The organism is Streptomyces sp. NBC_00568, from assembly GCF_026341855.1.
GTDB lineage: Bacteria > Actinomycetota > Actinomycetes > Streptomycetales > Streptomycetaceae > Streptomyces.
Window position 1 is genome coordinate 426,134 of sequence record NZ_JAPENW010000002.1, and the last position, 23,320, is coordinate 449,453.

At 65.5% G+C, this 23,320-nt stretch carries 14 protein-coding genes and 1 pseudogene; 8 read left to right on the forward strand and 7 right to left on the reverse strand.

Annotated features, from left to right (window positions below):
• The first annotated feature begins 42 nt into the window (after positions 1-42).
• Positions 43-741 (forward strand): DUF6308 family protein, encoded by a 699-nt coding sequence (locus OOK38_RS34105; RefSeq protein ID WP_266849938.1) that lies wholly within the window; start codon positions 43-45, stop codon positions 739-741.
• Positions 742-1,372: 631 nt separating this feature from the next.
• Here OOK38_RS34105 and OOK38_RS34110 read toward each other — a convergent pair.
• A complete protein-coding gene (locus OOK38_RS34110) occupies positions 1,373-2,209 on the reverse strand; it encodes a hypothetical protein (protein WP_266849940.1) in 837 nt (278 codons plus the stop codon).
• A gap of 626 nt (positions 2,210-2,835) precedes the next feature.
• Between OOK38_RS34110 and OOK38_RS34115 the strand changes: the two genes are divergently transcribed.
• A complete protein-coding gene (locus OOK38_RS34115; protein ID WP_266849942.1) occupies positions 2,836-3,045 on the forward strand; it encodes a hypothetical protein in 210 nt (69 codons plus the stop codon).
• Between the two features lie 84 nt (positions 3,046-3,129).
• On the opposite strand, the gene OOK38_RS34120 is transcribed toward OOK38_RS34115, so the two are convergent.
• From OOK38_RS34120 to OOK38_RS34145, 6 genes and pseudogenes are all read right to left on the reverse strand, one after another.
• A complete protein-coding gene (locus tag OOK38_RS34120; RefSeq protein WP_266849944.1) occupies positions 3,130-3,717 on the reverse strand; it encodes a hypothetical protein in 588 nt (195 codons plus the stop codon).
• 481 nt (positions 3,718-4,198) lie between these two features.
• Complete coding sequence (locus OOK38_RS34125) at positions 4,199-4,462, reverse strand: hypothetical protein (RefSeq protein ID WP_266849946.1); 264 nt, start codon at positions 4,460-4,462, stop codon at positions 4,199-4,201.
• Between the two features lie 120 nt (positions 4,463-4,582).
• Positions 4,583-6,145, reverse strand: a complete 1,563-nt coding sequence (locus OOK38_RS34130; protein ID WP_266849948.1) for an ISL3 family transposase — start codon at positions 6,143-6,145, stop codon at positions 4,583-4,585.
• A gap of 147 nt (positions 6,146-6,292) precedes the next feature.
• A complete protein-coding gene (locus OOK38_RS34135) occupies positions 6,293-6,538 on the reverse strand; it encodes a helix-turn-helix domain-containing protein (RefSeq protein WP_266849950.1) in 246 nt (81 codons plus the stop codon).
• A 9-nt stretch (positions 6,539-6,547) separates the two neighbouring features.
• The gene (locus OOK38_RS34140; RefSeq protein ID WP_266849952.1) at positions 6,548-6,733 is read right to left on the reverse strand and encodes a hypothetical protein; all 186 of its coding nucleotides are present in this window, start codon (positions 6,731-6,733) and stop codon (positions 6,548-6,550) included.
• Positions 6,734-7,390: 657 nt separating this feature from the next.
• Positions 7,391-8,269, reverse strand: a pseudogene (locus OOK38_RS34145) (IS630 family transposase); the annotation flags it as partial.
• A gap of 421 nt (positions 8,270-8,690) precedes the next feature.
• Between OOK38_RS34145 and OOK38_RS34150 the strand changes: the two are divergent.
• From OOK38_RS34150 to OOK38_RS34175, 6 genes are all read left to right on the forward strand, one after another.
• Complete coding sequence (locus OOK38_RS34150) at positions 8,691-13,049, forward strand: LamG-like jellyroll fold domain-containing protein (RefSeq protein WP_266849954.1); 4,359 nt, start codon at positions 8,691-8,693, stop codon at positions 13,047-13,049.
• Between the two features lie 171 nt (positions 13,050-13,220).
• Complete coding sequence (locus OOK38_RS34155) at positions 13,221-20,063, forward strand: RHS repeat-associated core domain-containing protein (RefSeq protein ID WP_266849956.1); 6,843 nt, start codon at positions 13,221-13,223, stop codon at positions 20,061-20,063.
• Complete coding sequence (locus OOK38_RS34160) at positions 20,060-20,443, forward strand: hypothetical protein (RefSeq protein ID WP_266849958.1); 384 nt, start codon at positions 20,060-20,062, stop codon at positions 20,441-20,443. Before OOK38_RS34155 ends, OOK38_RS34160 begins: the two co-directional genes overlap by 4 nt.
• A gap of 348 nt (positions 20,444-20,791) precedes the next feature.
• Positions 20,792-21,106, forward strand: coding sequence for a hypothetical protein (locus OOK38_RS34165; RefSeq protein ID WP_266849960.1), 315 nt, complete (start codon positions 20,792-20,794; stop codon positions 21,104-21,106).
• Between the two features lie 792 nt (positions 21,107-21,898).
• Positions 21,899-22,138: a hypothetical protein gene (locus OOK38_RS34170; RefSeq protein ID WP_266849961.1), complete on the forward strand. Its 240-nt coding sequence runs from the start codon at positions 21,899-21,901 to the stop codon at positions 22,136-22,138.
• Between the two features lie 755 nt (positions 22,139-22,893).
• Complete coding sequence (locus OOK38_RS34175; RefSeq protein WP_266849963.1) at positions 22,894-23,217, forward strand: hypothetical protein; 324 nt, start codon at positions 22,894-22,896, stop codon at positions 23,215-23,217.
• Positions 23,218-23,320: the final 103 nt, after the last annotated feature.

Below are 23,320 nucleotides of genomic sequence, written 5' to 3' on the forward strand. Positions count from 1 at the left end.
GCCGCTCACCCGCTTACGATTTCGACGAGGGATGGAGTTGTCATGACTGTTTCCACCGCAGCGTCCAGTGTTTTTGGTGGAGGGCCGTCGCCGTTGGGGCGGCGGTTGTGTGCCCTGCTGAGTACCGAGCGTGTCGTTGGTGATCTGCGGCGCTACTTCGGTATCGGTCTGCCGCCCGGCGGGGTGGCGTTCACCGGCAGTCGGTTCGAGCATTTGGCCGGTGGGGGAGACCGGTTGGAGGTCGCCGACCGGATCACGGCGGAGGACCTGGTCGCGGTGCAGACCTTGTCGGTCACCGTCCCTGCGTCTGTCGCGCTGGATATCTTGGAGGGCCCACTCGGCGTGCGGCTGTCCGGTCTGCTGCACGCCATCCCCAGGGACATCGACATGGTCGACGCCGATGCGGACATCGTGGCCGACGGCTCGCCGGCGGACCAGGCCTGGCATCTCCTGCGCGACCAGCCCGATGTCGGATGGGTGATCGCGGGCAAGCTCCTGGCCCGCAAGCGCCCGCGGCTGCTCCCGGTCTATGACCGCGTCGTCCGCTGTGCCGTCGGCCGACCGCCGTCATTCTGGCTCGCCCTCCATGCCGCGCTGCGCGAGGACGACAGCGCTGTGCACCGCCAGCTGCTCGATCTGCGCCGGATCGCGAGGGTTCCAGAGACGGTGAGTGCGCTGCGGGTGTGCGACGTGGTTGTGTGGATGGGGCACCGGGCCGAGGGGCATGCCTGCCCTCGCTGATTTCGGCAGCGACGTTCGCTGATGGCACGCCCCGAAGATGGGTTCCTCAGCTATGACCGTTTTTCGTGCCGACCCGGTGTTGGCATTCCTTCAGTGGCCGGACGCTGTCCGGGAGCAGTTGATCTTCGACCAGGGCAGCAGAGCTGCCCTGGTGTAGGAGGACGGCAGCATCGATCCGTAGGGCATCATGTGGCGGCTCGGGAAGGTGCAACCGCGGATTTCAGCGGGATGTCGACGATGCCGGCACCCTTGGGCTCTTGCCGACGTCCTGGCGCTGCCCCGAGGACCGCGCGACCCGCTATGAGCTACTGGGAGAGTCGTCGCCCGCTCCCGAAGTCCGCCACCGGCGGGCGTCGTTCCGGCTGCACGTCATCCTTGACGCCGCCGCCCGCGCGGCCGGCGCGCCCGTGGAGGTCCTCCGAGGCCCTCAACGTCGTCTGCCGTCCGGCCTGGCCGTGCCCGATCATCTTGGACGACCTGCGGGGTCCGTGAGCTCAGTGCTGCCTGACACCCGAGAGGCGGTGGGGCCGGGCAGACAGACCAGCGGCTCGGGCGCTGGCGCTGGAGCGACTCCGATCTCAGCGTGTCCATGAAGGCGGTTACAGCCGTCGCGCACGGCGCGGTAGGGCCGTTACGGGGTGCTCCCCCCTGCGGCGCGGCGGGCGGCCTTGACGCTGCGGGCGGTCGGCGCGATGAAGGCGTGCATCAGCTGCAGGGCGCCGTCGCATTGCGCGCCGACGGCCGCCAGGTCGCGGTGTCGGCGGCCGCGGCTGCCCTTGCCGGAGGGGTCGACGAGGTCGAGTTCGTGGACGACCTCGTGGCGGGCGTCGAAGAACGACTGGTGACCGTCGAGTATCGAGCCGTCCAGTGCGGCGTCCTTCTTCAAGCCGAGGGCGTTGCGGCAGCGGGTCAGGTCCTTGGCGCCCTGGATGCTGGAGCCGGTCAGGTCTTCGACGTAGAGGTCGACCAGGGCCGAGCGCGGGTCGATGTCGGTGATGGCGTCCTTGGTGGCCTTGGTCAGGGGGCCGTTGAGGCGGTTGTTTATGAAGTGCTCGACGAAGGCGCCGTGAGCGCCGCCCGGCGTGGCCAGCAGGGGGGGCAGGGAGTCGCGCAGGAGGGTGCGCAGGCAGGCGTCAACGCCTGCTGCGGTGAAGACGATCGCGGCGCGAGCCTGGTCGCGGTGCGTCTCGGAGATGGCGCCGCGCATGTCGTCCTGGCCGGCGCGCAGCTCGTTGAGCGTGGTGAACAGCCCGGCCACGGACTTGTGGGTGGCTGTCAGGCGTGCCCAGCTGCGCTCGACTTCCTGCGGGCAGCCCTGCGGTTTGCGGGGCAGGGGGGTCAGTTCGACGAGGGTCAACTTCGACAACGTCTTCTCCTTGCTGTTCTCCCGCGTGGTGCCCGCGGCCTCTCTCACGTCGAAGTATCCGGCCCGGTACTTCCGAGGGTGCGGCCAGGGCGTCACAGGCACCGAAGCCGTCCTTCGTGATGGCTGGACACCGGGGCCCGGAGGGTGGGATGTATAGCGCTCGCTTGTCTCCGACCGGGAGCCCACCACCCAAAACCCCCTACCTCTTCATCCACTTCCGCAACGCCCACACCACCGCCCACGTCGGCCACCGCTGGGTCAACCTGCACCTGGGCCCCCACCTCACCACTCGAACTCTTCGGCCTCAGAACCCGCGCCGCCCAGCGCTACACCACCACCCTCGAATACCGCAGCCTCCGAACCAGGTAGCCCGGCATGCCGGTTCCACCGCAGCCGTGATCCGTGGGCCGGCCGTGGCCGTGCTGCCGGCACCGGAAGCGGACTGCCCGTGAGGCGGGGAGTAGCAGCCGATACCGGCCCGGACGACGGCATGTGGAGCACCGTCTATCGCCTGGATGGGCTTACGACTGCGCCGGGTAGCCGGTGACCGGCCACCCGGCGCAGGTGGCAGACGAACTCGACCGCCTGAAAGAAAGTAAGAACCGGCACACCACGTGGCGCGCCGGACTCAGCCTCGCGGTGCTCGACACCAGGCTTCCGGAGAACTCCGACCTGCCAACACGGCTTCGGACACGGATGATCCGCCGAGAGGCGCTGTCACCGTCGAGGTGCTCTTCGACCCCATCGGCCACATCCGCCTGCCCGATGAGGACGACGAGATCATCGACCGGGCGATCGTCGCCCAGTCCCTGGCCGGCAAGCCCGTGACCCTGGTGACGTACGACACCGGCCAGTCGATGCGTGCTTGGGCCCTCGACCTCCCAGTCCAGAAGCTCCGGACCGATGCGGGAACAGGTGAAGAGCCGGCGCGCGGGTAGCGATCAGTCCGTCCGTACGGGCTACCGGATCCGGCAATTCCAGCCCACACCGGGGCCTGCCCAGGGCTTGGCTTGCCGCGAGAGCTACGAGCTTTCCGCTGCCTGGCAGTCGGGCAGGGCATTCCCCCACGGGTGACCTGGCGGCAAGCCGACGCGGGGGTCGTCCACCCACGCTCTCCAGGCACGCGGCAGCCGAACCGAACACTGCGACGTCGGCTGCTCCAGTAGGTCCCACGCGTCGCGGTAGCCCTCCCATGTCGGCGCGTACACGCGGGCCTGATCGAAACCGGTGTTCCTCTTGCCGGGCGGGACACCCGGCTCGGTCAGCCAGGCCTGGTGCTCCATCCACGCCGCGGCCCACACATGGTCGCGCGGGACGACGTACGAGGCCGGTGCCTGCCCAGGCGTCGGGTCCAGAGCGACGAACACGAACCACTCGCGGTCGCTCAGGGACGGCAACTGCGTCTTGGTCCCGCAGCGCCAGTTCGGCCGCTGCATAGGGCTTGCCGTCTTGACCTGTACCTCGATCATGCGACGGGTGCCATCGGCTCGGACGGCGAGAATGTCGGTGCGCTCCAGCCCGTCGCGGGTGAGCGCGGCACCCCATCCGGCGCTTGCGAGCACCGAGCAGACCCAGTGCTCGCCAGCGCTCTTAGTCATCTTCGTGTCCACGACAGAGAGTGTGCGCGATGGCCACGACGCTTCGCGAGCGACGTGGGGTTCCCTCTCCACGGCGCATCAGAGGCGCACGCTCGTGAGGAGCCACGTTCCCCCAGGTCAACCCCCCCCTTCATGCAGGCTGGCGTAGCCGTGCTCCACGACGTCCGCATGAAGCGGTCGGTGAAGGGTTTCCGATGCTGTGGGCGGCCCGGCCTCGAGGCACGCACCAACGTCTTCTGCCGTGGCGGGGCGTGAGGTTCAGCTGCGGGTGTCCTTGAAGCGCACGGCCGGTACCCAACCTTCTGCACCAGTGCAGCGGCGGACCACGCCGCGGGTCTCAAGGGCGTCCCGGCTCGCGAGGGGTGGAGTCGGTTCCGGACCGCCGCTCCCAACGTGCCCCCAGTCATCATGAACGGCCCCAGCTACCGCCCCAACAAACGGCCCAAGAACCGCGCTGACAAGCCCGCCAAAACGCTCACCTGACACCGGCCGGTCAGAATCCGGCGTCGGCAGGACGCTGATGTCCGCACGACGCCGGGTTGCCGCTCTTGTCGAAGACCTCAGCGTCACTGCCCGAATTCACCCACACAGTAATGCCCTGATCATGAAAGACGACGTTGAACGGCGACTCTTCGGGCCCCGTCTCGGTCACGACGGTGAACTCCTCGCCCGGACGCATCCAGTGATCAGTTCCCCAGGGCTCCACCCAGAGGCAGAGCAGGCTGTCTGTCCCGTTGCTCACGCTCGTCTTCGACACGCACGCACTCTAACGAGCACCGCCGACGGCCTGAGATGCCTGGCGACAACCGGGAGCCTGGGGAATTACGTGAACTTCTGCCTGGGGAATTACGGCTCTGGCGACGATCACGTGACGTGGTCAAGGTGTCAGCAGTATTCGTAATCTGAGAAGGTCGAAGTTCGCTCGCCCATAGCACTGGCGTTTGAGGGCCTTGATGCGTGTCACGGCGCCCTCGACTGCACCTGAGTTGTGTTCCAGGGTCAGTCCGTTGATGACGGCGTCCAGGTCTCGGCGTAAGCCGGTGGCGAGCGTCTTCAGTGCCGGGAGGTCGTCGGCGTCCACGGTGTCCAGCCAGGCCGGAAGATCGGCGCCATGTCGCTGCGTCATGATGGCGGCGAATGTGCGGATGTGGTTGTGCAAGCGTTCGAGATGCTCGCAACTGGATACGGCGGTCTTCAGCCCGAGCGCGTCGTCCTGGTCGAGGTGGTCGGGGTGGGTGAGCATCCAGCGGCTGACCTGGCGTGGTTTGGGGATCGCCGGGGTGGTCGGCGCGGACTTTCCGGGTCCGCGTTTGCGTCCGTCGCCGTGCGGACGCAGCGGCCGTAGGTATCGGCGGACGATCTGGACGCTGCCGGTGAAGCCCAGGACGCGGAGTTCGGCGGTGATGTCCTGGGCATTGGTGACTCCGTCGTTCCAGCACTGGTTGACCACGTCGCGCCACGGGTCCAGTCGACTGGCCCGGTTCTCGGCCTTGGCCAGCAGTTCCTCGACGGTGGCGGCATCGGCGAAGCGGCGCACGGTCTGGATGTCGAGGTTCAGCTCGCGGCCGACCGCAGCTCGGGACAAGCCGCGGGCAAGGCATTCCTGCACGTCGGCGTGGCGTTGTCGGGTTCGGGCGGCCAGCGGGTGGTAGTCCCGGCTCGGCGGGCCGGGGATCTCTGGCGGGGGCGCGTGCTCCTCGGGTTGGACCTCGGCCTCGGCGCGAACTGCCTGACGTAGGCAGCCGTGGTGTGTCACGACCGTCTTCTGCGCCGCTTCGCAGAGGTTCTTCCACAGGTGAAAGCGGTCCGCGACCTGCAGAGCGTCCGGCGCGCCGGCCCGGACGCCCTCGGCGTAGGCGCCGCCGCGGTCTCGGCACACGATCTTGACGCCGGGATGTCTGGTCAGCCAATCGGCCAGCGTCTGGGCCTCGCGGTCCGGCAGCACGTCGATCGGCCGGTGCGTTTCCATGTCGATCAAGATGGTGTTGTAGGAGTGACGGCGTCGGATCGCGAAGTCGTCCACGCCGAGCACGGTCACTGACGGGACCTTGGGCGCAGGCTGTTTACGGATCAGTTTGATGAGCAGATCACGGCCGCAGGGCATGGCCAGCTGAGTGGCGAGCCGGGATCCGGCACGGCCGGCCAGCGACAGCGCTATCGACACCAGAGCCTTGGTCAGCGTCGGCGTCCGCCGGGAGAACGGCACGGTGAGGCCCGGGATTTGCTCACTGAACGTTGTCTGGGAGCACGCATCGTTGACGCATTTGAAGCGACGCACCGTCACCACGAGCTTCGCCCCGCGTCCGGCAACCGGCGAGTCCGCCAGCGAACGACGGTAGCGACCGTGGACTCGCGAGGACTTCGATCCGCAGCCGGAACACGCTGCGACCGACGCGGAAGACCGCACGGACAACGTTACTGACACCCCGTCGGACTCCATCCGATCGACGGCAACAGCGTTCAGATGCGGAAACAGGTCCTCAACACACCGCGATAAGCACGCCGGTCATCGTCTCCGATCACACAGGGCCCTGCGTGCCACGACGCGTCGACCTGGGCACGTCACGTGATCGTCGCCAGAGCCGAATTACGCGATCGTCCACAGTGCGTCGCGACGAGCGTGATCGGATGCCCGGCACGCATCGAGGATCGCGTCGAGGACCGAGGGGGACGGAGCCGACGTACCGGCCTCGGCGTTTTGGATAGTGCCGCGAGAGACCGCTGCGGCCGAGGCGAGAGCACGCTGGCTGAGCCGCGCATCTCTGCGCAGCCTGGCCAGGTGTGCAGCGAGCGGGGCATAGGGAGCCTGCGCGGTACGGCGGGGAGAGGGCATGCCGGGCGCCTACCTGCCCACGCCGGAGCGGACGGCAGCCTCGACCAAGACAGCGATCAGGCGGCGCCCGCCGCCGGCGAGGGCAAGCGTGCCTGCACCGGTGGCACCACAGCCGCCAAGCAAAGCAAGGATCTCACCGACCGGCGTCCCCTCGTGAAACAGCAGGGTGCCGAGCATGAGGAACGCGATCAGCAAGATCAGCGCCTGAGTTGGGCCCCAGCGCGCCGGGGCGACAGGGACAGAGTGCGGGCAGGGGCAGGACAGGTGGCTCACGCATGACTCCATCGGGCGGTGGGATCCTGGCAGGCGGCCGGTGACCCCAGAGGTAAGTGGTCGCAAAACGCGCAGCTGATGCGGCAGTTGGCCCTGCCGGAACGCGGGCTGCGCGACACGCACAGCCTTCCACGGCGCTGCCTCCGCCCGCCTAACACCCACAACCCCTATGTCTGCTTTGCTGGTCGCTGGCCCAATAAATGTTCCCCTGCCGGCTACGCAGTTCCGGCCGGCACCCACGCCTCCCGTACCGGCCGCCTACGGGCACCGCCTGCGGTACACGGTAGGAATCTGAGCACGCGAGGGCAGCTCCCCGGCCGATGCTGGCCGGCAGGTGCCCGCACGGCCCACTATTCGTCCCCGCTCGCTTGCCATCGAGGACTGGGTAGTGGACGCTGCGCAGCGGCGACCCCCGCGCTCCGGCGGTGGTGCTGTCCTCCTGAAGGCGACTGGTCGCATGCCCGAACCTCAGGATCCGGCAGATGCGTTGGCCCGCATCTGCCGAGCGCCTGGCCGGCATCTTCGGTGCCGGCCTTCGGTGCATCCGGCGGCCCCGCATGCCAGGGTGCAGGCCCCCCCGGTGGGTGTGAAGCACAGCTCGACCTTGTTCCTCGCCGCCCACTTGCGGATCTTCCAGTTCAGGTGGGCGGAGAGGCTGTCGAGGGTCACGTAGACCGGGCCGCCGTCCGGACGGGCGGCCAGAATCGACCGCAGGGCGGCCCAGGCCTGGTCGATGCCCTTACGACGCCGGTTGACACCCCACAGCTTGTCGTCGCCGACCGAGTAGCAGCCATGGAAGTAGGTGAAGGCCATGGGCGCAGCGGTAAGCGGCCAGCAGCCTGTCGGGCCGGCTTTGTTCGGCCCAGCAGGAGCCAGCGGTGTGGCGGATGCCCAGCGGCCCGAACTCGGCGAAGGCGAATTGCGGTCAGGAGGCTCGTTGACCGCGTACTCGATCCGGGCCAGCTTGGCGTCGAAGGCAGGGCCCGGGGACTCCTTCCAGGTTTTCGTCCTCTGGAAGGCGATTCTCCGGCGGGCTAGTAGGCACCGCAGTGTCTCGCGGCCGATCCGGACCGGCCTAGCGATGTTCCGGCGCAGGTGGCCAGCGAGTTTGCGGACCGACCAGCGGGCGAAGGGCCCGCCCAGCACAGTCGGGCGGGTGGTGGCCGCCTAGATGACGAACTCCTCGTCGTCACTGCTCAGTAGGCGGGGACGACCTCCCGCCCACTGAGGGTTGAGGCTTGCGAGCCCGCTCTCGTTGAATCGGTGGATCACGTCACGGACGGTGTCCTCGTCTGCCTGGACCAGTCGCGATCACCGGGACCGTGCTGCCGCCGGCCGAGGCCAGCAGCATCATCGCCCGCCGGAACCGCACGGAGCTCGTGATGCCCGCCGAACGATCTGCAGGAGTTTCTGCGCCTCCTGCTCCGTCAGCCTCTGGATCCCGGCCGGTGGTGCCATCCCGCCTCCCTGTTGGGTGGAAGCGACGTCGCTTCCAACGAACACGACGAGCAACCCAGTGAACCTATGCGGTCACAGCGCTAGGTAATGCATCTACATGTGCGCGTTTGTCGTAGATGTGGAGGGGGTCAAGTCTAGGTAAATGATCAACGCCACCGAGTATGCCGGATGGCTGGAACTCGTCATCGCTGCACAGCGATCTGTCCGGTTATGGGATCAACGAACCTTACCAAAACAGAATATTTGCTACTTATATTGAAATGCTCCTGTTGGCTGAATGCTCATCTCTGGCTAATCCGGGACCGGATGCTCGCAGTTTCCGCCCTTGACGCACACAAGTAATGCTCAGTTAAAGTCCGATCACTTTTTGTCATAGATGTGACTCCTGGGTGGGGACTCGTGGAGTCGGTAAGGCGGGGGGATGGGTGCGTTCGTGCTGCCTGTTGGCGGCAGAGCTCTTCTTGTAGCGGTTGCGAGCGTGGTCCTGGCGGGTGCGCTACAACCCGCTGCCGTTGCGGCTCCGGACGATAAGACGACGACCGGAGCCGTGGGTGGACGGCAGGCATCCGCGGCAACGCGAACCCTCCAGGGGGCCCAGAAGGCCGCCGAAGAAGGCGACACGAATGTGGAAGTCACCTCGCTTCGCACTGAAGCGGGCGAGGTGTACGCCACACCGGACGGCAACTTCGAGGCTGTCCAGCATCTGCGACCGGTACGCACGCGGGTAGACGGTGAGTGGAAATCGATCGACGACACCCTGTCCAAGCAGTCCGACGGCAGTGTGGCGCCCCGCGCCTCTGCCGTTGGCATCGAGTTCTCCGGCGGCGGAACGAATCCGCTGGTGACGCTCGAACGCACCGGCAAAAGGCTGTCGTTCTCATGGCCGACATCTCTTCCGGCTCCGACGTTGGACGGCGACACGGCCACCTACGCGAATGTGCTTCCGGACATCGACCTCAAGCTACGCGCGTCCACCGACGGCTTTTCGCAGCTGCTCGTCGTGAACAGCGCTGAGGCGGCGAAGAACCCGAAGCTGGCAGAACTGAAGATGGGTGTCGAGTCCCCGGGGCTCGATCTTCAGCGCACCGCGTCCGGCGGGCTCGAGGCCGTGGACGAAGCAGCCGGCGGGGTCGTGTTCCAGGCGGCCCAACCCCTCATGTGGGACTCAGGGCAGGCCGAAGGAACAAAGACGCAGCTGGTACGAGGTCCGCGGACGACAGCCGCAACGGCCGCAGAATCCGCGTCCGATGGCGACGAAGGTCCCGGGGACGGCGCGAACATCGCCCCGATCGGCGTGGAAGTGGCAAGCAGCGGGGCCGAGTTGCGGCTGACCCCGGACAAGGAACTGCTGACGGACCCCGCAACGACCTTCCCGGTCTACATCGATCCGCAGACCCACACTCCCAAGGCGGGGGAGTGGACCATGGTTTCGCGGTACTGGGCCAATACACCTCAGTGGCGCTTCAATGACGCGTCCGACGCCGGCGTTGGGTACTGCGGCTGGGACTACTGCGCCCCGTACGACCTCAAGCGGCTGTTCTACCGGTTCCCGACCGGTTCCTTCGGCGGCAAGTCGATCCTGAAGGCGACGTTCATCGCCCACGAGACGCATTCCGCCTCCTGCGACGCACGATCGGTGCAGCTGTGGCGGACGAAGGGCATCACCTCGTCGACGACGTGGAACGACCAGTTGGCCAGCGGTTTTTGGATCGACAACATCGACTCACGGTCGGTGGCCAAGGGTGCTTCCGGCTGCCCTGCCGGTGACGTGGAGTTCGATGCCACGGCGGGGGTGAAGTACGCAGCGTCGCACGACTCCTCCTATACGACGTTCGGACTTCGTGCCGCTACGGAGGACGACAAGTATGGCTGGAAGCGGTTCTCGGACGACGCGTTCCTGCGCGTGACGTTCAACCAGCCGCCCAAGCAGATCGCGATGAAGCAGCTCACTTCCTCACGCGGTGGAACCTGCAGGAAGCCGGAGAAGAAGGTCAGCATCCGGTCGCTTCCGAAGATAGAGGCCAGCAATGTGAAGGACCCTGACAACGATCAGGTCAGCGTGCAGTTCCAGCTGTGGTGGGACGCCGGCAGCGGCTTCAAGAGTCAGTGGACCTCGGAGAAGATGACGCCGAAGAAGTCATCGGGTGCCGGAGCCGATTTCAGCACGCAATTGACAGAAACGCTGTCCAACAAGAAGACGATTCCGCAGAACAAGACACTCGCATGGTACGCGCGGGCTGTCGACTACGAACAAGGCAAGTACTACAGCTACTCCCCATGGTCGGGGGCGGGTTCAGCGACCGGCTGCTACTTCGTCTGGGACAAAAGCGTGCCGGACGGGCCGAAGATCACGTCCGGTGACTATCCCGCAGCGGACGACAGTGATCCAGAGGACCCGGTCTACGACGGAGTCGGCCGCTACGGCACCTTTACCATCGATGCGCCGAACTCGGACGTGACCAAGTACTGGTTCGGCGTCAACGAAGAACCCTCCGACGACAACGAGGTGTCCACCTCCGGAGGCGCGGCCAGGACCGTGAGCTTCCGGCCGACCAGAGCCGGCACGAACTTCGTGTTCGCCCAGGCGTTCGACGCCGCGGGGAACGGCAGCGAACCCATGACGTACAAGTTCCGCGTGAAGACGGGCCAGCCCACCCGCGCCGAGTGGAAACTCGACGAAGCAGCCGGTACTCCCCAGGCTGCTGGCACGTCCGGGACACGCACACTCGACCTGAAGGGCGCCCCGACGCTGGGTGCGACAGGAGTCAAGGACACTGCGGTCTCCCTGGACGGCGTGGACGACTACCTTGTCTCGGACATCCCGACGGTGGACACGTCCACCGGATTCTCCGTGTCCGCCTGGGTGAAGCCGAGCAAGATCCCGGACAGTGCTGCCGTCATCGCAGCCCAGCCAGGGAACAACGCCCCTGGATTCGAGCTGTACTACTCCAAGACGTACGACCGGTGGGCGTTCAATCAGTACGCCTCCGATACAGCGTCCGCGACGCCGGTCAGGGTCATGCAAGGGGCTGCGGGCGGAGTCAAGGCAGGAGAGTGGGTCCTTCTCACCGGTACCTACAGTTCCTCCACCGACCTGTTGTCGCTGTACGTTGACGGCTCCCTGGCGGGATCTGCGGCGTACTCCACGCCGTGGGATGCCCGGCGCGGTCTGCAGATCGGTGCTGGATCCTACGGCGGAGCGCCCGGCAGTTTCTTCCCCGGCACGATCGATGATGTCCGGATCTACGACAAGCCTTTGGCGGCAGGCGAGGTCACCAACCTCTTCAACAAGCAGCCGATCGGCACGGGCCGTCCGGCTCGCGCCGTGTTCTCCCTCGACGAGCCGGCAGCCGATTCGGGCGGCGAGGCCACGACTACGGTGTCCGGGCATGCCGACGTGAATCCCGCCGTGTTCAAGGGGGGTGCGAAACCCGGAGAAGCGGGCAGGGCGGGCGAAGCTCTGAGCTTGGACGGCGTCGACGACTACGCCACCACTACCCCGCACGTGAACAACCAGCGCAGCTTCTCCGTGGTCGCCTGGGCGAAGCTGCCCAGGACCAAGCCCACCCACGCCGCTGTCATCGCCACCCAGACCAGCACCGTCAAGCCCGGCTTCGAGCTGTACTACTCGCCCACCTATGGCTGGTCGTTCAACCAGTACTCGCAGGACAGCGTGGACGGTACGCCGATGCGAGCCGCTCAGGGCGATCCCGGACTGGCCCCCGGCGGTGAGTGGACACAGGTGGCCGGTACCTACGACGCCGTGGACAACTACCTGCGCCTGTATGTCCAGGGCACCTACGTGTCACGGGTCAACTTCGATTCCCCGTTCTACGGCGGCGGACCCGTGCAGATCGGTGCCGGCAACTACAGCGGTGCTGCCGACAGCTTCTTCCCGGGCCAGATCTCGGACGTGCAACTCTACGACCGGGCCCTGTCCGCCGGGGAGATGGCCGACATGTTCGACAGCAGACCGACCGTGGAGGGCCGTTGGCGCCTGGACTCCTCCTCGGGCAGCCCCGCCGTCTCACCCGACGACCTGGCCCGCGAGGACCACACCACTCACTCGCTGACCCTGGGCAGCGGGGCGAAGGTCGATGTCACGGGCGGCAGCAACATGGTCGGCGACGGCGGATTGCTGCTCAACGGCACCAGCACTGGATACGCCCAGACCGGGCCCTCGGCCAGTCCCTCGCCGATCGACACCAGCCGCAGCTTCACCGTCTCAGCCTGGGTCACCGCCCCCGCGCGGCCCCAAAAGCCAGTCACCGTCATGAGCATGGCCGGGGCGAACCGCAACGGATTCGCGGTCCGCTACGTCCCCGACGAGAGCAGTCCGGCGACTGCCGGACGCTGGCAACTGGTCACGGTAAGCGCGGACTCGTCCACAGCACAGGTCTCCACGGCAGAGCACACCCTTTTCCAGAACACCGACGCGTGGAACCACATCGCAGTCGTCTACGACGCCTACGCGGGACAGATGCGCCTCTACGTCGACGGAAACGTACAGGTCAGACCCTGCCTCGATGATGACGACGACGGCGAGCCCGACGTTCCGACCTGCACCGAGCAGGTGTCCTGGAACTCGTCCGTCGTGCCCTTCGCCGCGGCCAAGGGCCTTCAGCTGGGCCGGCTGAAGACTGGCTCCAGTACGTGGGGCGAGTACTGGAGTGGAGCCATCGACGACGTCTGGGCCCTTCAGGGCGCGGCCAGCGACACGCAGATCGCAGCACTCGCCGACAGGAGCGGTGCGGGCCTGCCCACCATCCCAGGCCCCTGAGTTCGGCCCGGTGGGGCCATCCCTTTGTGGATGGCCCCACCGGCTGGTCGGCGAACAGGACCAGAAGTACATCCACAGCAGGATCCCCACACGGCGGTGCGAGCAACACGTGCGTGGCGCAGGACGGGCAAAGTGATGAGGCGAGAAATGACAGCGAAGGTACACAGACGCGTGCGGGCACGCATCGCCGTAACAGTATCGGCGGTATTGGTCGGCACACTGCTGCAAGCCACGGCCGTCCAAGCCGTACAGGCCGCGAGCACGCTGCCGAAGGTACCGGCCTCCGAGAAGCCTGTACCCACTCATCAGGTGAAGCCGGTGCCTCGCAAGGGCGATCACGCGCCCAAGGTGCCCCGGACCCCGCCAAAGAAGGCCTGGCCACGCGCGGGCTCCGCCACGGTGACGCTGCCGTCCAAGGCGACGGCGAAAGGCGTTCGCGCAGGCGACCTGCCCGTCTCGCTCACCAGCCCCAAGCAGTCCAGCCACGGCAAGAGCACTCATGTGCCGCTTTCCGGACAGGCCACCGTCCGCGTGCTCAGCCACCAGACGGCCGACCACGCTGGGGTGAACGGCCTTCTGTTGTCCGTGCAACGCAAGGCGGACACACGAGGCAACGCCTTCGGTCTCACGCTGGACTACACGAAGTTCGCCCAGGTAGGCGGAGGCGCGTACGCGTCACGGCTGCGTCTGGTGAAGCTGCCTGCCTGCGCACTGACGCAGCCCAGAGACACAAGGTGTTCCGCTGGTACACCGATTCCCACGGACAACGATCCGAAGGCGAAGACGCTCACGGCGACAGGACTGTCGCTGCCGGCTGCCGACAGCACGTCTTCGATGCTGCTCGCCGTGACAGCGGGTACCTCGAGCGACCACGGCGACTACAAGGCCACACAGCTCTCCGCGTCCTCCGCCTGGAAAACCAACCTCAACACTGGTGACTTCGCCTGGTCCTACGACATGCCGGCACCCGACGTGCCCGGCTCCTTCGTCCCCAAGGTGAGCTTGTCCTACTCGTCCGGCGGAATCGACGGGCGGACCGCCAACAGCAACAACCAGGCCTCTTGGGCCGGCGACGGATTCGACCTCTGGCCCGGCTTCATCGACCGCAGCTATAAATCGTGCGCCGATGAAGGAGTCAAGAACTCAGCCGGCACCAAAGTGGGCGACCAGTGCTGGGCCTACGACAACGCCACCCTGTCGTTCAATGGCCACTCGGGCGAACTCATCGCCACCGGCACGAACTCGTTCCGCATCAAGGGAGACGACGGCACCAAAGTCGACCGCCTGTACGGCTCGGACACCAACGTACGGGCCAACGGCGCCCTCAAGGACGAGTACTGGCGGGTCACCACAACCGACGGCACCCGCTACTACTTCGGCTACAACCGGCTCACAGGATGGGCATCAGGCAATCCGGAAACCAACTCCACCTGGACAACGCCGGTCTTCGGCAACGACGACAAAGAGCCCTGCCACGCCGCCACCTTCGCCGACTCATGGTGCCAGCAGGGATGGCGCTGGAACCTCGACTACGCCGTCGATGCCCACGGCAACAGCATCGCCTACTACTACAACAAGGAAACCAACTACTACGGCCGCAACCTGAAGGCCGCGGACGAGACCGTCTACGTGCGTGGTGGCTCCCTGGACCACATCGAGTACGGCCTGCGCAACACCTCGAACTACTCGGCCAAGGCGCTGGGCAAGGTCGACTTCACCACCGCCGAGCGCTGTCTGCCCGAAACCGGGGTGACCTGCGCGGCCTCCACGATCGACGACAAGTCGTTCTACTGGTACGACACTCCCTGGGACCTGAACTGCAAGTCCGGTGTGGACTGCCTCAAGGCGGCCTCACCCTCGTTCTGGACCCGTAAACGACTGACCGGCGTCGCCACCAGCGTGCTGAAGTCGGACGGCACCTACACGCCGATCGACTCGTGGAAGCTCGAGCACCGCTGGGGCACGTCCGACATCGACTACCAGCTGATCCTCGACTCCATCCAGCACACCGGCTCGTCCGCGAGTCCCGCGATCACTCTGCCCAAGGTCTCCCTCGGCTACGACCAGCGCGCCAACCGCCTCAAGATCAGCGGGGACGACACGGCCCCGTTCATCAAGGAACGGCTGACGTCGATCACGGACGAATCCGGCGGAGAGACCGACGTCAACTACTCGACGGCCGCCTGTGACGCCTCCAACCTGCCCACCGCGGAAACGAACACCACACGCTGCTACCCGGTGTACTTCACCAAGGAAGGGGACGCGGATCCGACCAAACAGTGGTTCAACAAGTACGTGGTCGACTCCGTCACCCAGACCGACCGCACCCTTTCCTCGCCGGACATGGTCACCCGCTACACCTATCTCGACGGCGCCGCCTGGCACTACGACGACGACGAGGGCCTGACCAAGGAGAAGTACAAGACCTGGTCGACATGGCGCGGCTACGGCCACGTCCGGGTGCAGACCGGCGGTCAGGACCCCGTCGGCATGAAGTCCCAGACGGAGCACTACTTCCTGCGCGGCATGAACGGTGACCGGGCCACTCCCAGCGGCGGGACCAAGACGGCGACCGTCTCCGACGACAACGGCGGCACCATCACCGACGACGACGCGGTGGCCGGCTTCGAGTACAAGACCGAGAAGTACAGCGGCCCCAGCGGCAAGATCCTTGAAAAGACTGTCAACACACCCTGGCTACACGAAACAGCCAAGCGTACCCGCTCATGGGGCACCACCACCGCCGACCTGACCGGGACCGCGGCCACACGGATCTGGACCTCCCTCGACGCGGGGGCTGGCAGCAAATGGCGGCAGACGTACAAAACCAACAGCTTCGAGAACGTCGCGGGGCGCGTCACACAGACGGACGACTTCGGCGACAACACCACGTCGGCCGACAACCAGTGCACCCGCATCACCTACATCGACAACACCGCGGACTGGCTACTTGACCTGCCCGCCCGCGCCGAGGCCGTCGCGGTGAAGTGCGCCGACACCCCCCACCGGTCCACGGACGTCCTGTCCGACGTCCGTACCGCCTACGACGGACAGACCTACGGGACAGCACCGACCAAGGGCGACGTCACCCGCACCGCCACGCTGCAAAAGCACGACGGCACCACCGCCACCTACCTGGAGTCCGAAGACACCTACGACACCTACGGACGCCAGCTCACCGACAAGGACATCTCCGCGGTCGTCACCGCAGTCGAGGGCGCCGCACCCGTACGCACCGCCCGCACCGACGGCCGAACCACCACCACCGCCTACACACCCACCACGGGCTTCCCCACCACCTCCACGGTGACCAGCCCACCCGCCACACCGGGAACGGCGTCCAGCGCACAGACCACCACGACGACCTACGACGCCACGCGCCGACAGCCCCTGAGCGTCCTCGACACCAACAACAAGCTCACCGACACGACGTACGACGCGCTTGGCCGCAGTCTGAAGATCTGGCTGCCCAACCGGTCCAAGGACAACAGCGACACAGCCAACTACCAGTTCATCTACACCATCGACGGCACCGGCTCCCCCACCGTCGCGACCAGAACGCTCAACGCCGACGGCACCCAGCGAACCTCCTACACGCTGATGGACGGCTTCCTGCGGCCCCGGCAGACCCAGGACCCCGGCCCCTCCGGCGGCACTCTGCTCGCCGACACGTTCTACGACGAACGCGGCCTCACCTCCAAGACCTTCGCGCCCTACTACAGCACCGCGGCCCCCTCCGCCACGCTGCTCAAGCCGGACAACGCGCTAGCGGTCGAGAGCCAGACCTGGAACAGCTACGACGGCCTGGGCCAGATCACCAAAACACAGCAGATCGCCGGCAACGGCGACGACACTAAGGTCCTGAACACAACAGCCACCGAGTACGGTGGCGACCGCGTCACGGTCACGCCGCCCACGGGCGGCACCCCCTTCACCACTCTCATGGACGCCCGCGGCAACAACACCGATCTGCGGCAGTACAAGACGTCCACGGCCGCCGGCGCCTACGACCAGACCCACTACGACTACACACCCGCCGGGAAGCTCTCCAACATCACCGACCCTGCCGGCAACGCGTGGTCCTTCCAATACGACCAGCACGGCAACCAGACCGTCGCCAAGGACCCGGACAAGGGCCAGACCGACTCGAAGTACGACGACCGCGACCAGCTGCTGTTCACCTCCGACGCCCGCGGTAAGAAGATCACCCACGTCTACGACGGTCTCGGCCGCGAGACCGAGACCCACGCCGGAGACGCCTCCGGGCCCCTGCTCACGCAGAACGTGTGGGACCCCACCGGCTTCGAAGGTCAACTGGCCACCGCGACCCGCTACGTAGGCGGCGCAAGCGGAGCAGCGTACAAGACGACCTACAGCCTCTACGACAACCTGTACCGGCCCCAGCGCACCACCACCACTATCCCCTCCGTCACCGGAGAGGAAGCCCTGGCGGGCTCCTACCAGAGCAGCGTCAGCTACAACTTCGACAACACGGTTCGCTCGACGAGCTACCCCGCCGCCGGCGCTCTGCCCAGCGAGACCCTGACACCCACCTACGACGAGGTACTACGCCCCAAGAAACTCACCGCAGGCGGCAGCGGCGCCGTCTACATCGCCGACACCGTCTACAGCTACACCGGCAAGCCACTCCAGTACCTCTACCAGGGCGCAAGCAAGAAGACCCAGGTCAACAACACCTACGAGTGGGGCACGCAACGCCTGGCCAACACCAGCGTCAACCGCGAGGACATCGCCGGCACCGACAAATCCTCCACCTTTGACTACGACGAGGCCGGAAACGTCACCTCGATCAACGACGTATCCCGCTCAGGCACCGACAATCAGTGCTTCCAGTACGACTACCTGGCACGCCTCACCGAAGCCTGGGCCCAGAACACGACCGCCTGCGCCGTCACCCCGAGCGCGTCCGTCCTCGGCGGCCCCGCCCCGTACTGGCAGTCCTACACGCACGACGCCGTCGGAAATCGCAAGACCGAAACCCTTCACGACACCACCGGCGACACCAGCAAGGACGTCGCCCGTTCCTATGATTACTCCCCAGCTGGCGGGCCTCGTCCTCACGCTGTAAGCCAGGTGCAGACAAGCAACCAAGGCAGCACAGCGCTGGACAGCTACACCTACGACGACGCGGGCAACACCCACACCCGCACGATCGGCGGCGACGAACAGACACTGGACTGGGATACCGAAGGACACCTCAAGCAAGTAACTGTCCCCAGCGCCGGCAGCCCGAAGACCACCTCTTACGTCTACGGCGCCGACGGCAGCCGACTGCTGCAGCGGACTGACACCGAAACCACCCTCTACCTCGGCTCAACTGAAGTCACCCTTGCCAAGGGCGCCACCACCGCCAAGGCGACCCGCTACTACGACCTCGGCAGCGGCAACCAGGCGATCCGAACCAACGACAACAAGCTCAACCTCCTCGTCGGGGACCACCACGGCACTTCCGAACTCGCCATTAACTCCACCGACCTGACCATCCAGCAGCATCGCTCCACACCCTTCGGTGCCCCACGCGGCGCACAGCCCACTGCCTGGCCCGGCACCAAGGGCTTCGTCGGTGGCACCCAGGACGCCACTGGTCTCGTTCACCTCGGAGCCCGTGAATACGACCCGGACACGGGCAGGTTCATAAGCGTCGATCCCGTCCTCATCCCGACCGACCCTCAGCAACTCAACGCATACGCTTACGCCAACAACAGCCCCGTCGCTTCATCCGACCCCTCCGGCCTGTGCCGCCGAGACATCTGCGGCGACGGATACCCGATCGCTGGCGACGGAAAACGAGCCGGATACACCGGCCAGCATAAGAGTGAAACCCCCTGCACTTCCTGCAATACGCAAAATGTGAGCCAATATAATCCGGACGAAATATTTCCGGGAGTGTTCGTTCCCGCTAAATGGAAGGGGCGAAAGGCTTTTATTGAGCGTTTCTACTCGTACTATTTGGACGGGGCTGCAGGGACTAACGGCGTCTTGCCGGGCTATCTCACTGACGGAACGAACCCGGAAGCCGCAAGTCAGCAGCTAGGATACTGGGCGCTCCAGGTCTGCTATGACATGCGATCCTGCCCGCAGAGCTTGATGAGCAGCTTCCGTGACATGCAGATGGGATTCGGGGAGAGAATCTCGGCCATAGCTGGCTCTAGCCACGACGGCAGTGGAGTCGGATCCAACATTTCCAAGCCAGGATCCGAATTTTCCAAGAGCACTACGAGAGATATCCTGGGTGGCTCCTGCAGCTTCAGTCCGGACACCTCCGTCCTCATGGAGAACGGAAAGAAGAAGCAAATCGGAGAAATTGAGCCGGGTGATAAGGTCGAATCGGCTGATCCGGGAACCGGGAAGCGTCGAGGGGTGCGCAGAGTATCGGCAACCCTTGTCCATCACGACGACGACCTTGTCGATCTGAAGGTTCTCGGAAAGGGTGGTGAGCGCGGCACTCTACATACAACATCGCTTCATCCTTTTTGGGATAGCACTGAACGCGCTTGGGTTCCGGCCGGCAAGCTGATTCTCGGCCATGAGCTCGCAACGGCCACTAACGGCAGTGTGACTGTCGTTGCCGTCGCATCTGTGCCTGGTGCGGCTGACATGTTCAACCTGACGGTCGGGCAGCTACACACGTTCTATGTGCTGGCGGGCCGCACACCAGTTCTTGTACACAACTCGATGGATAAGTGCTCCGACGCAGCTTTCCAGACTGTGCTCCATAATGAGCAGGAAATCATCGACGGAAAATCGAGCCACATTATCCCTGGAATGGATTCCAGAACGCCTGAGGGCGCGGACGCACTCGCCGATTATGTGGATAACATCACCAGTACGCCCGGAACCCCGTTGCTTAACGGTGGAGGTGAGGCTTGGTATGATTCCCAAAGGGGTCTGTACATCTTCCGGGGCGGCACCCCTGCCGTCCCCAGCGGATCAGTTTACCGCGCTTCGCCGGAGTATTTCACAAATAAGACCGGAGTGCAGATCAAAAAATGAATCTCAATTGGTCCGGCGAGAAGTACGAGATGCTCCTCGCGTCGCCACGTGAGCATCAGTTGGTACGTGACGCGATCGTGGAGGCAAGCTACGTCATGGGCGGGCTCCCCGATGCAGACTGGGTTGCACGGCTCGGGCGCACTAAGGTCGAGGTAGAGGACTTCCTCGGGGGCTGGGGGAAGTTCCTCCCCTCCCGGAATCTCTCGGTGGCCGAGCTGGAACTCATCAGATCGTGCTTCGTGGAGACGCTAGAATTCTTCTCCGACGAGGAATATAAAATGAGGATGAACTGGACAAAGGAAGAGTCCTCCGTCCCGTTCGCCGGCCTGCTGGATGATCGGAGAAGGATCACCATCGACCGACAATGGGGAAGAGCCTGACCAGTCGCTCGCCTGCCTATGGGTGTCGAAAATCCATCGGCCTTGCCCGAGTAGATCGGGGGCATTACTGATCTCGGCTCGTGGTTTCCGGTGTCTTCATTCCCTGTTCGAATATTTTGCAGAATTCGACGGATCCACTGCAATGAATTTTCGGATTTCACGCGCCTTCAGTCTTAAGACGAACCGGTATCGCAATCAGAAGCCCCACCAGAATCTGTTTCTGGTGGGGCTTCTGGTGTGTTTGACGGCAACATCAGTGGACGGTGGTTCCGTACGGCGGCGCGTCGTCGCCGTTGACCGTTCGGTCGAGAGCGGTGCTGAGAGCTCGTAACAGGATCTTCGGGAGCAATGCTCAGGACTTGTGGATCGGTTGCTGGGAGGGCATGCGGAGGGCGTACCTTCCCGACCCGCCTGGTCCTGTACGCCCTGACCGACGCACTCGCCCACAACCACCTCCTGGTCGGCACCCTCGCCGCCTACTTCCAGCGCCAGGACCTCGACGCCGACCTGCTGCGCCGCTACCTGCAGTCCCCCGACCCCGACCGCTACATCACCCGTGAGGCCGTCCAGCACCTCGACGGCCTCACAGGCGCCGTGCCCGAAGAATCGGTCGAGCCGGTCTGGATGACTGTCGGCCGCCACGTCGCCCGTGACGGCAGCTGACAACCGGACAGCCAGCCCGCCGACCCGGGCGGGGCGCCTCTTCGGGCAGCACCGCACCGCCCGGCCGCTGACAGCGGCAGGCCCCGTCCCCGCCGTGGGTGGCCATGGCCCGTCTGTTCCCGCGACGACGTAAGTGCGGGCCACGAACGGCGACCCGCGGCACACCCCGTCGCCCTGGTCCGTGAACAGCGCGCCTTGTCGCTGCTCGGGTTGCGGAACTGAGCTCGTTCGTTGATCACCTGCCCTCCACGGCGGCGCTACCCACGTTGTGTGGGATGGGACGCCTCCCGCCGAGTCGCTTGCCCGGATCTATGCGCGCCGACTTCGACACACGCGGCGGAAGGGCATCGAGACTCTGGGGCTGGATCGAGCGGTGCAGCTCCTCGGCCGACACGACCAGCCGGTGCGCCTTGGGCAGGTCACATCTGCCGATAGGGCATGGATCTTCATGCTCTTCCTCACCGAAGACGACGGCGCACTGGTGGCCTGCACCGGCGTACGTCGGAGAGGCGAGTAAGCACCTCTTTTAGGAGGGAGGTTGGGCGATCACGGACGTGACCAGCGGATACCTACCTTGGGGGGACGCCGGTCGAATTGGCCCCGGCGAGCCCCGAGTCCCCGTGAGTCCCCGTCCGTTCTGGCACGAGAGTGGCACGGCCTGGGGTCGTGCCATAGCTCCTCGACGCGAACTATGCAGGGGGGACGGCCGAGGGCTTCCGTGGTCGGCTGCTCAACTCAGTTGACCGGAGGAGCCGCGGTTGCTCTACTGCGATGCCGGACAGGGGAGGACGTGTGGCAGAACCGGAGAGCGTAGATCGCGACATTCTGGAGGGGCGCACCATCCTCGCGGTGAAGGCGATTCGTGAGGCACAAGGATGCCCGCTCCGCGAAGCGGTCGATCTTTACCATCAGCGCTACGGAGACCTTCATCCTGAGGCGGTCTCAGCCCAGGAAGCTCCCCGGCCTCGCGTGCTGCGGTTCGAGCAGGATGGCTCTTTGGTTGTGCTTGAGGGACTGCAAGACGGTCAGTAGCCGAAGAAATACCGGGCCGGTCTCCTGACCTGCGGCCTCGGGCGGCCCGTGGACGGCCCACGTCGAGGTGCCGGGCTCTTCCCGCGGAGGATCGAGGCGGGCAGGATGCGGATGTGACGAATACGGGGGCGCGAGACAACTGGCCGCGGATACGTGTGTGGGTTTGGGTTGATGATCGAGGTCAGCCACAAGCCGCCCTGCACCCCGTGGCTGGCGCGACATGCAAGCCTGTTGAGCTGCCGCAAAACGCTAAGTACGTCCTTGAACTACTGGCTCGATGCCGAGGCGCGGTTCGTGCGCTGACGGGCTTGGATGACCCGGAAGAGGCGCGCATTGCGCTCAAAAAGACGGTGGATGTGAGGCGACACGCTGAGCCTGAGGAGGACACCTCGTCCTGGCGTGCAGAGCCGCTACCCGAACGACCAGCCATGGAAGGCCAGGGCAGCAGCATTCGAACTGTCTCGGGCGGGCTTCCTACGCTGGGGCGTCGCCGACGTTGAGGTCGGTGGAGTCTCGATGACTCAATTAACCAGGTCGGCCGCGGCTGACAGGTCCGCGAAGGCTCTGACCCTCTCGATGCGAACTATGGGCACAGCGGTCGCTGAGGCCTGCTGGGCTGTCTAGTCGGTCACCGTGAGCCAGTAATGGTCGCCTGCGGTCGAGCCGGTTGCTGTACTTCACTGCTGTACAGCACACAGGTTGGTCGGTGCGCGATCGGCGGAGTGTCGCTAACGTGCTCCGGCATCATCGCGTGTATGACGCAGAGCGAACACGTACTGAGGATGGCCGATCTCCGGCGATCCTGTTCCGTACTCCTTGACGAGGCGGAACGCCGGTTCGGTGATGAGGTGGACCTCTCCGAGTTGCCCGTGGACTACTACTGGAGCCTCGACCTTGCAGCCGCGTTCGACATGAGCAAAGCGCCGACGCAGCTTGACTGCGGACAGGTCAGCGACGATGTCGCCGAGATCGGGGCGCTTGTGCGGCGCACCCCAGAGGACGCTATCGCCCTGTGGCACGATCTCGATCACCTCGCCGGTGTGCTGCGCCTGCTCGCGCACCTCGATCTGCCGCGGTGAGCCCAGGGGACAGTCTTGAAAACCGTCATGGCGCAAGTCACCGTGGGTTCAAATCCCACACCCACCGCGCAGGTGAATGGCCCCTGACCAGGTCAGGCGCTTT

Bases quoted from the DNA above. Each gene is read 5' to 3' on its own strand.
- OOK38_RS34165 (WP_266849960.1), top strand. From the start codon at position 20,792: ATGCTCAGGACTTGTGGATCGGTTGCTGGGAGGGCATGCGGAGGGCGT.
- OOK38_RS34130 (WP_266849948.1), bottom strand. From the start codon at position 6,145: ATGGAGTCCGACGGGGTGTCAGTAACGTTGTCCGTGCGGTCTTCCGCG.
- OOK38_RS34160 (WP_266849958.1), top strand. From the start codon at position 20,060: ATGAATCTCAATTGGTCCGGCGAGAAGTACGAGATGCTCCTCGCGTCG.
- OOK38_RS34105 (WP_266849938.1), top strand. From the start codon at position 43: ATGACTGTTTCCACCGCAGCGTCCAGTGTTTTTGGTGGAGGGCCGTCG.
- OOK38_RS34135 (WP_266849950.1), bottom strand. From the start codon at position 6,538: ATGCCCTCTCCCCGCCGTACCGCGCAGGCTCCCTATGCCCCGCTCGCT.
- OOK38_RS34175 (WP_266849963.1), top strand. From the start codon at position 22,894: ATGACGCAGAGCGAACACGTACTGAGGATGGCCGATCTCCGGCGATCC.
- OOK38_RS34150 (WP_266849954.1), top strand. From the start codon at position 8,691: ATGGGTGCGTTCGTGCTGCCTGTTGGCGGCAGAGCTCTTCTTGTAGCG.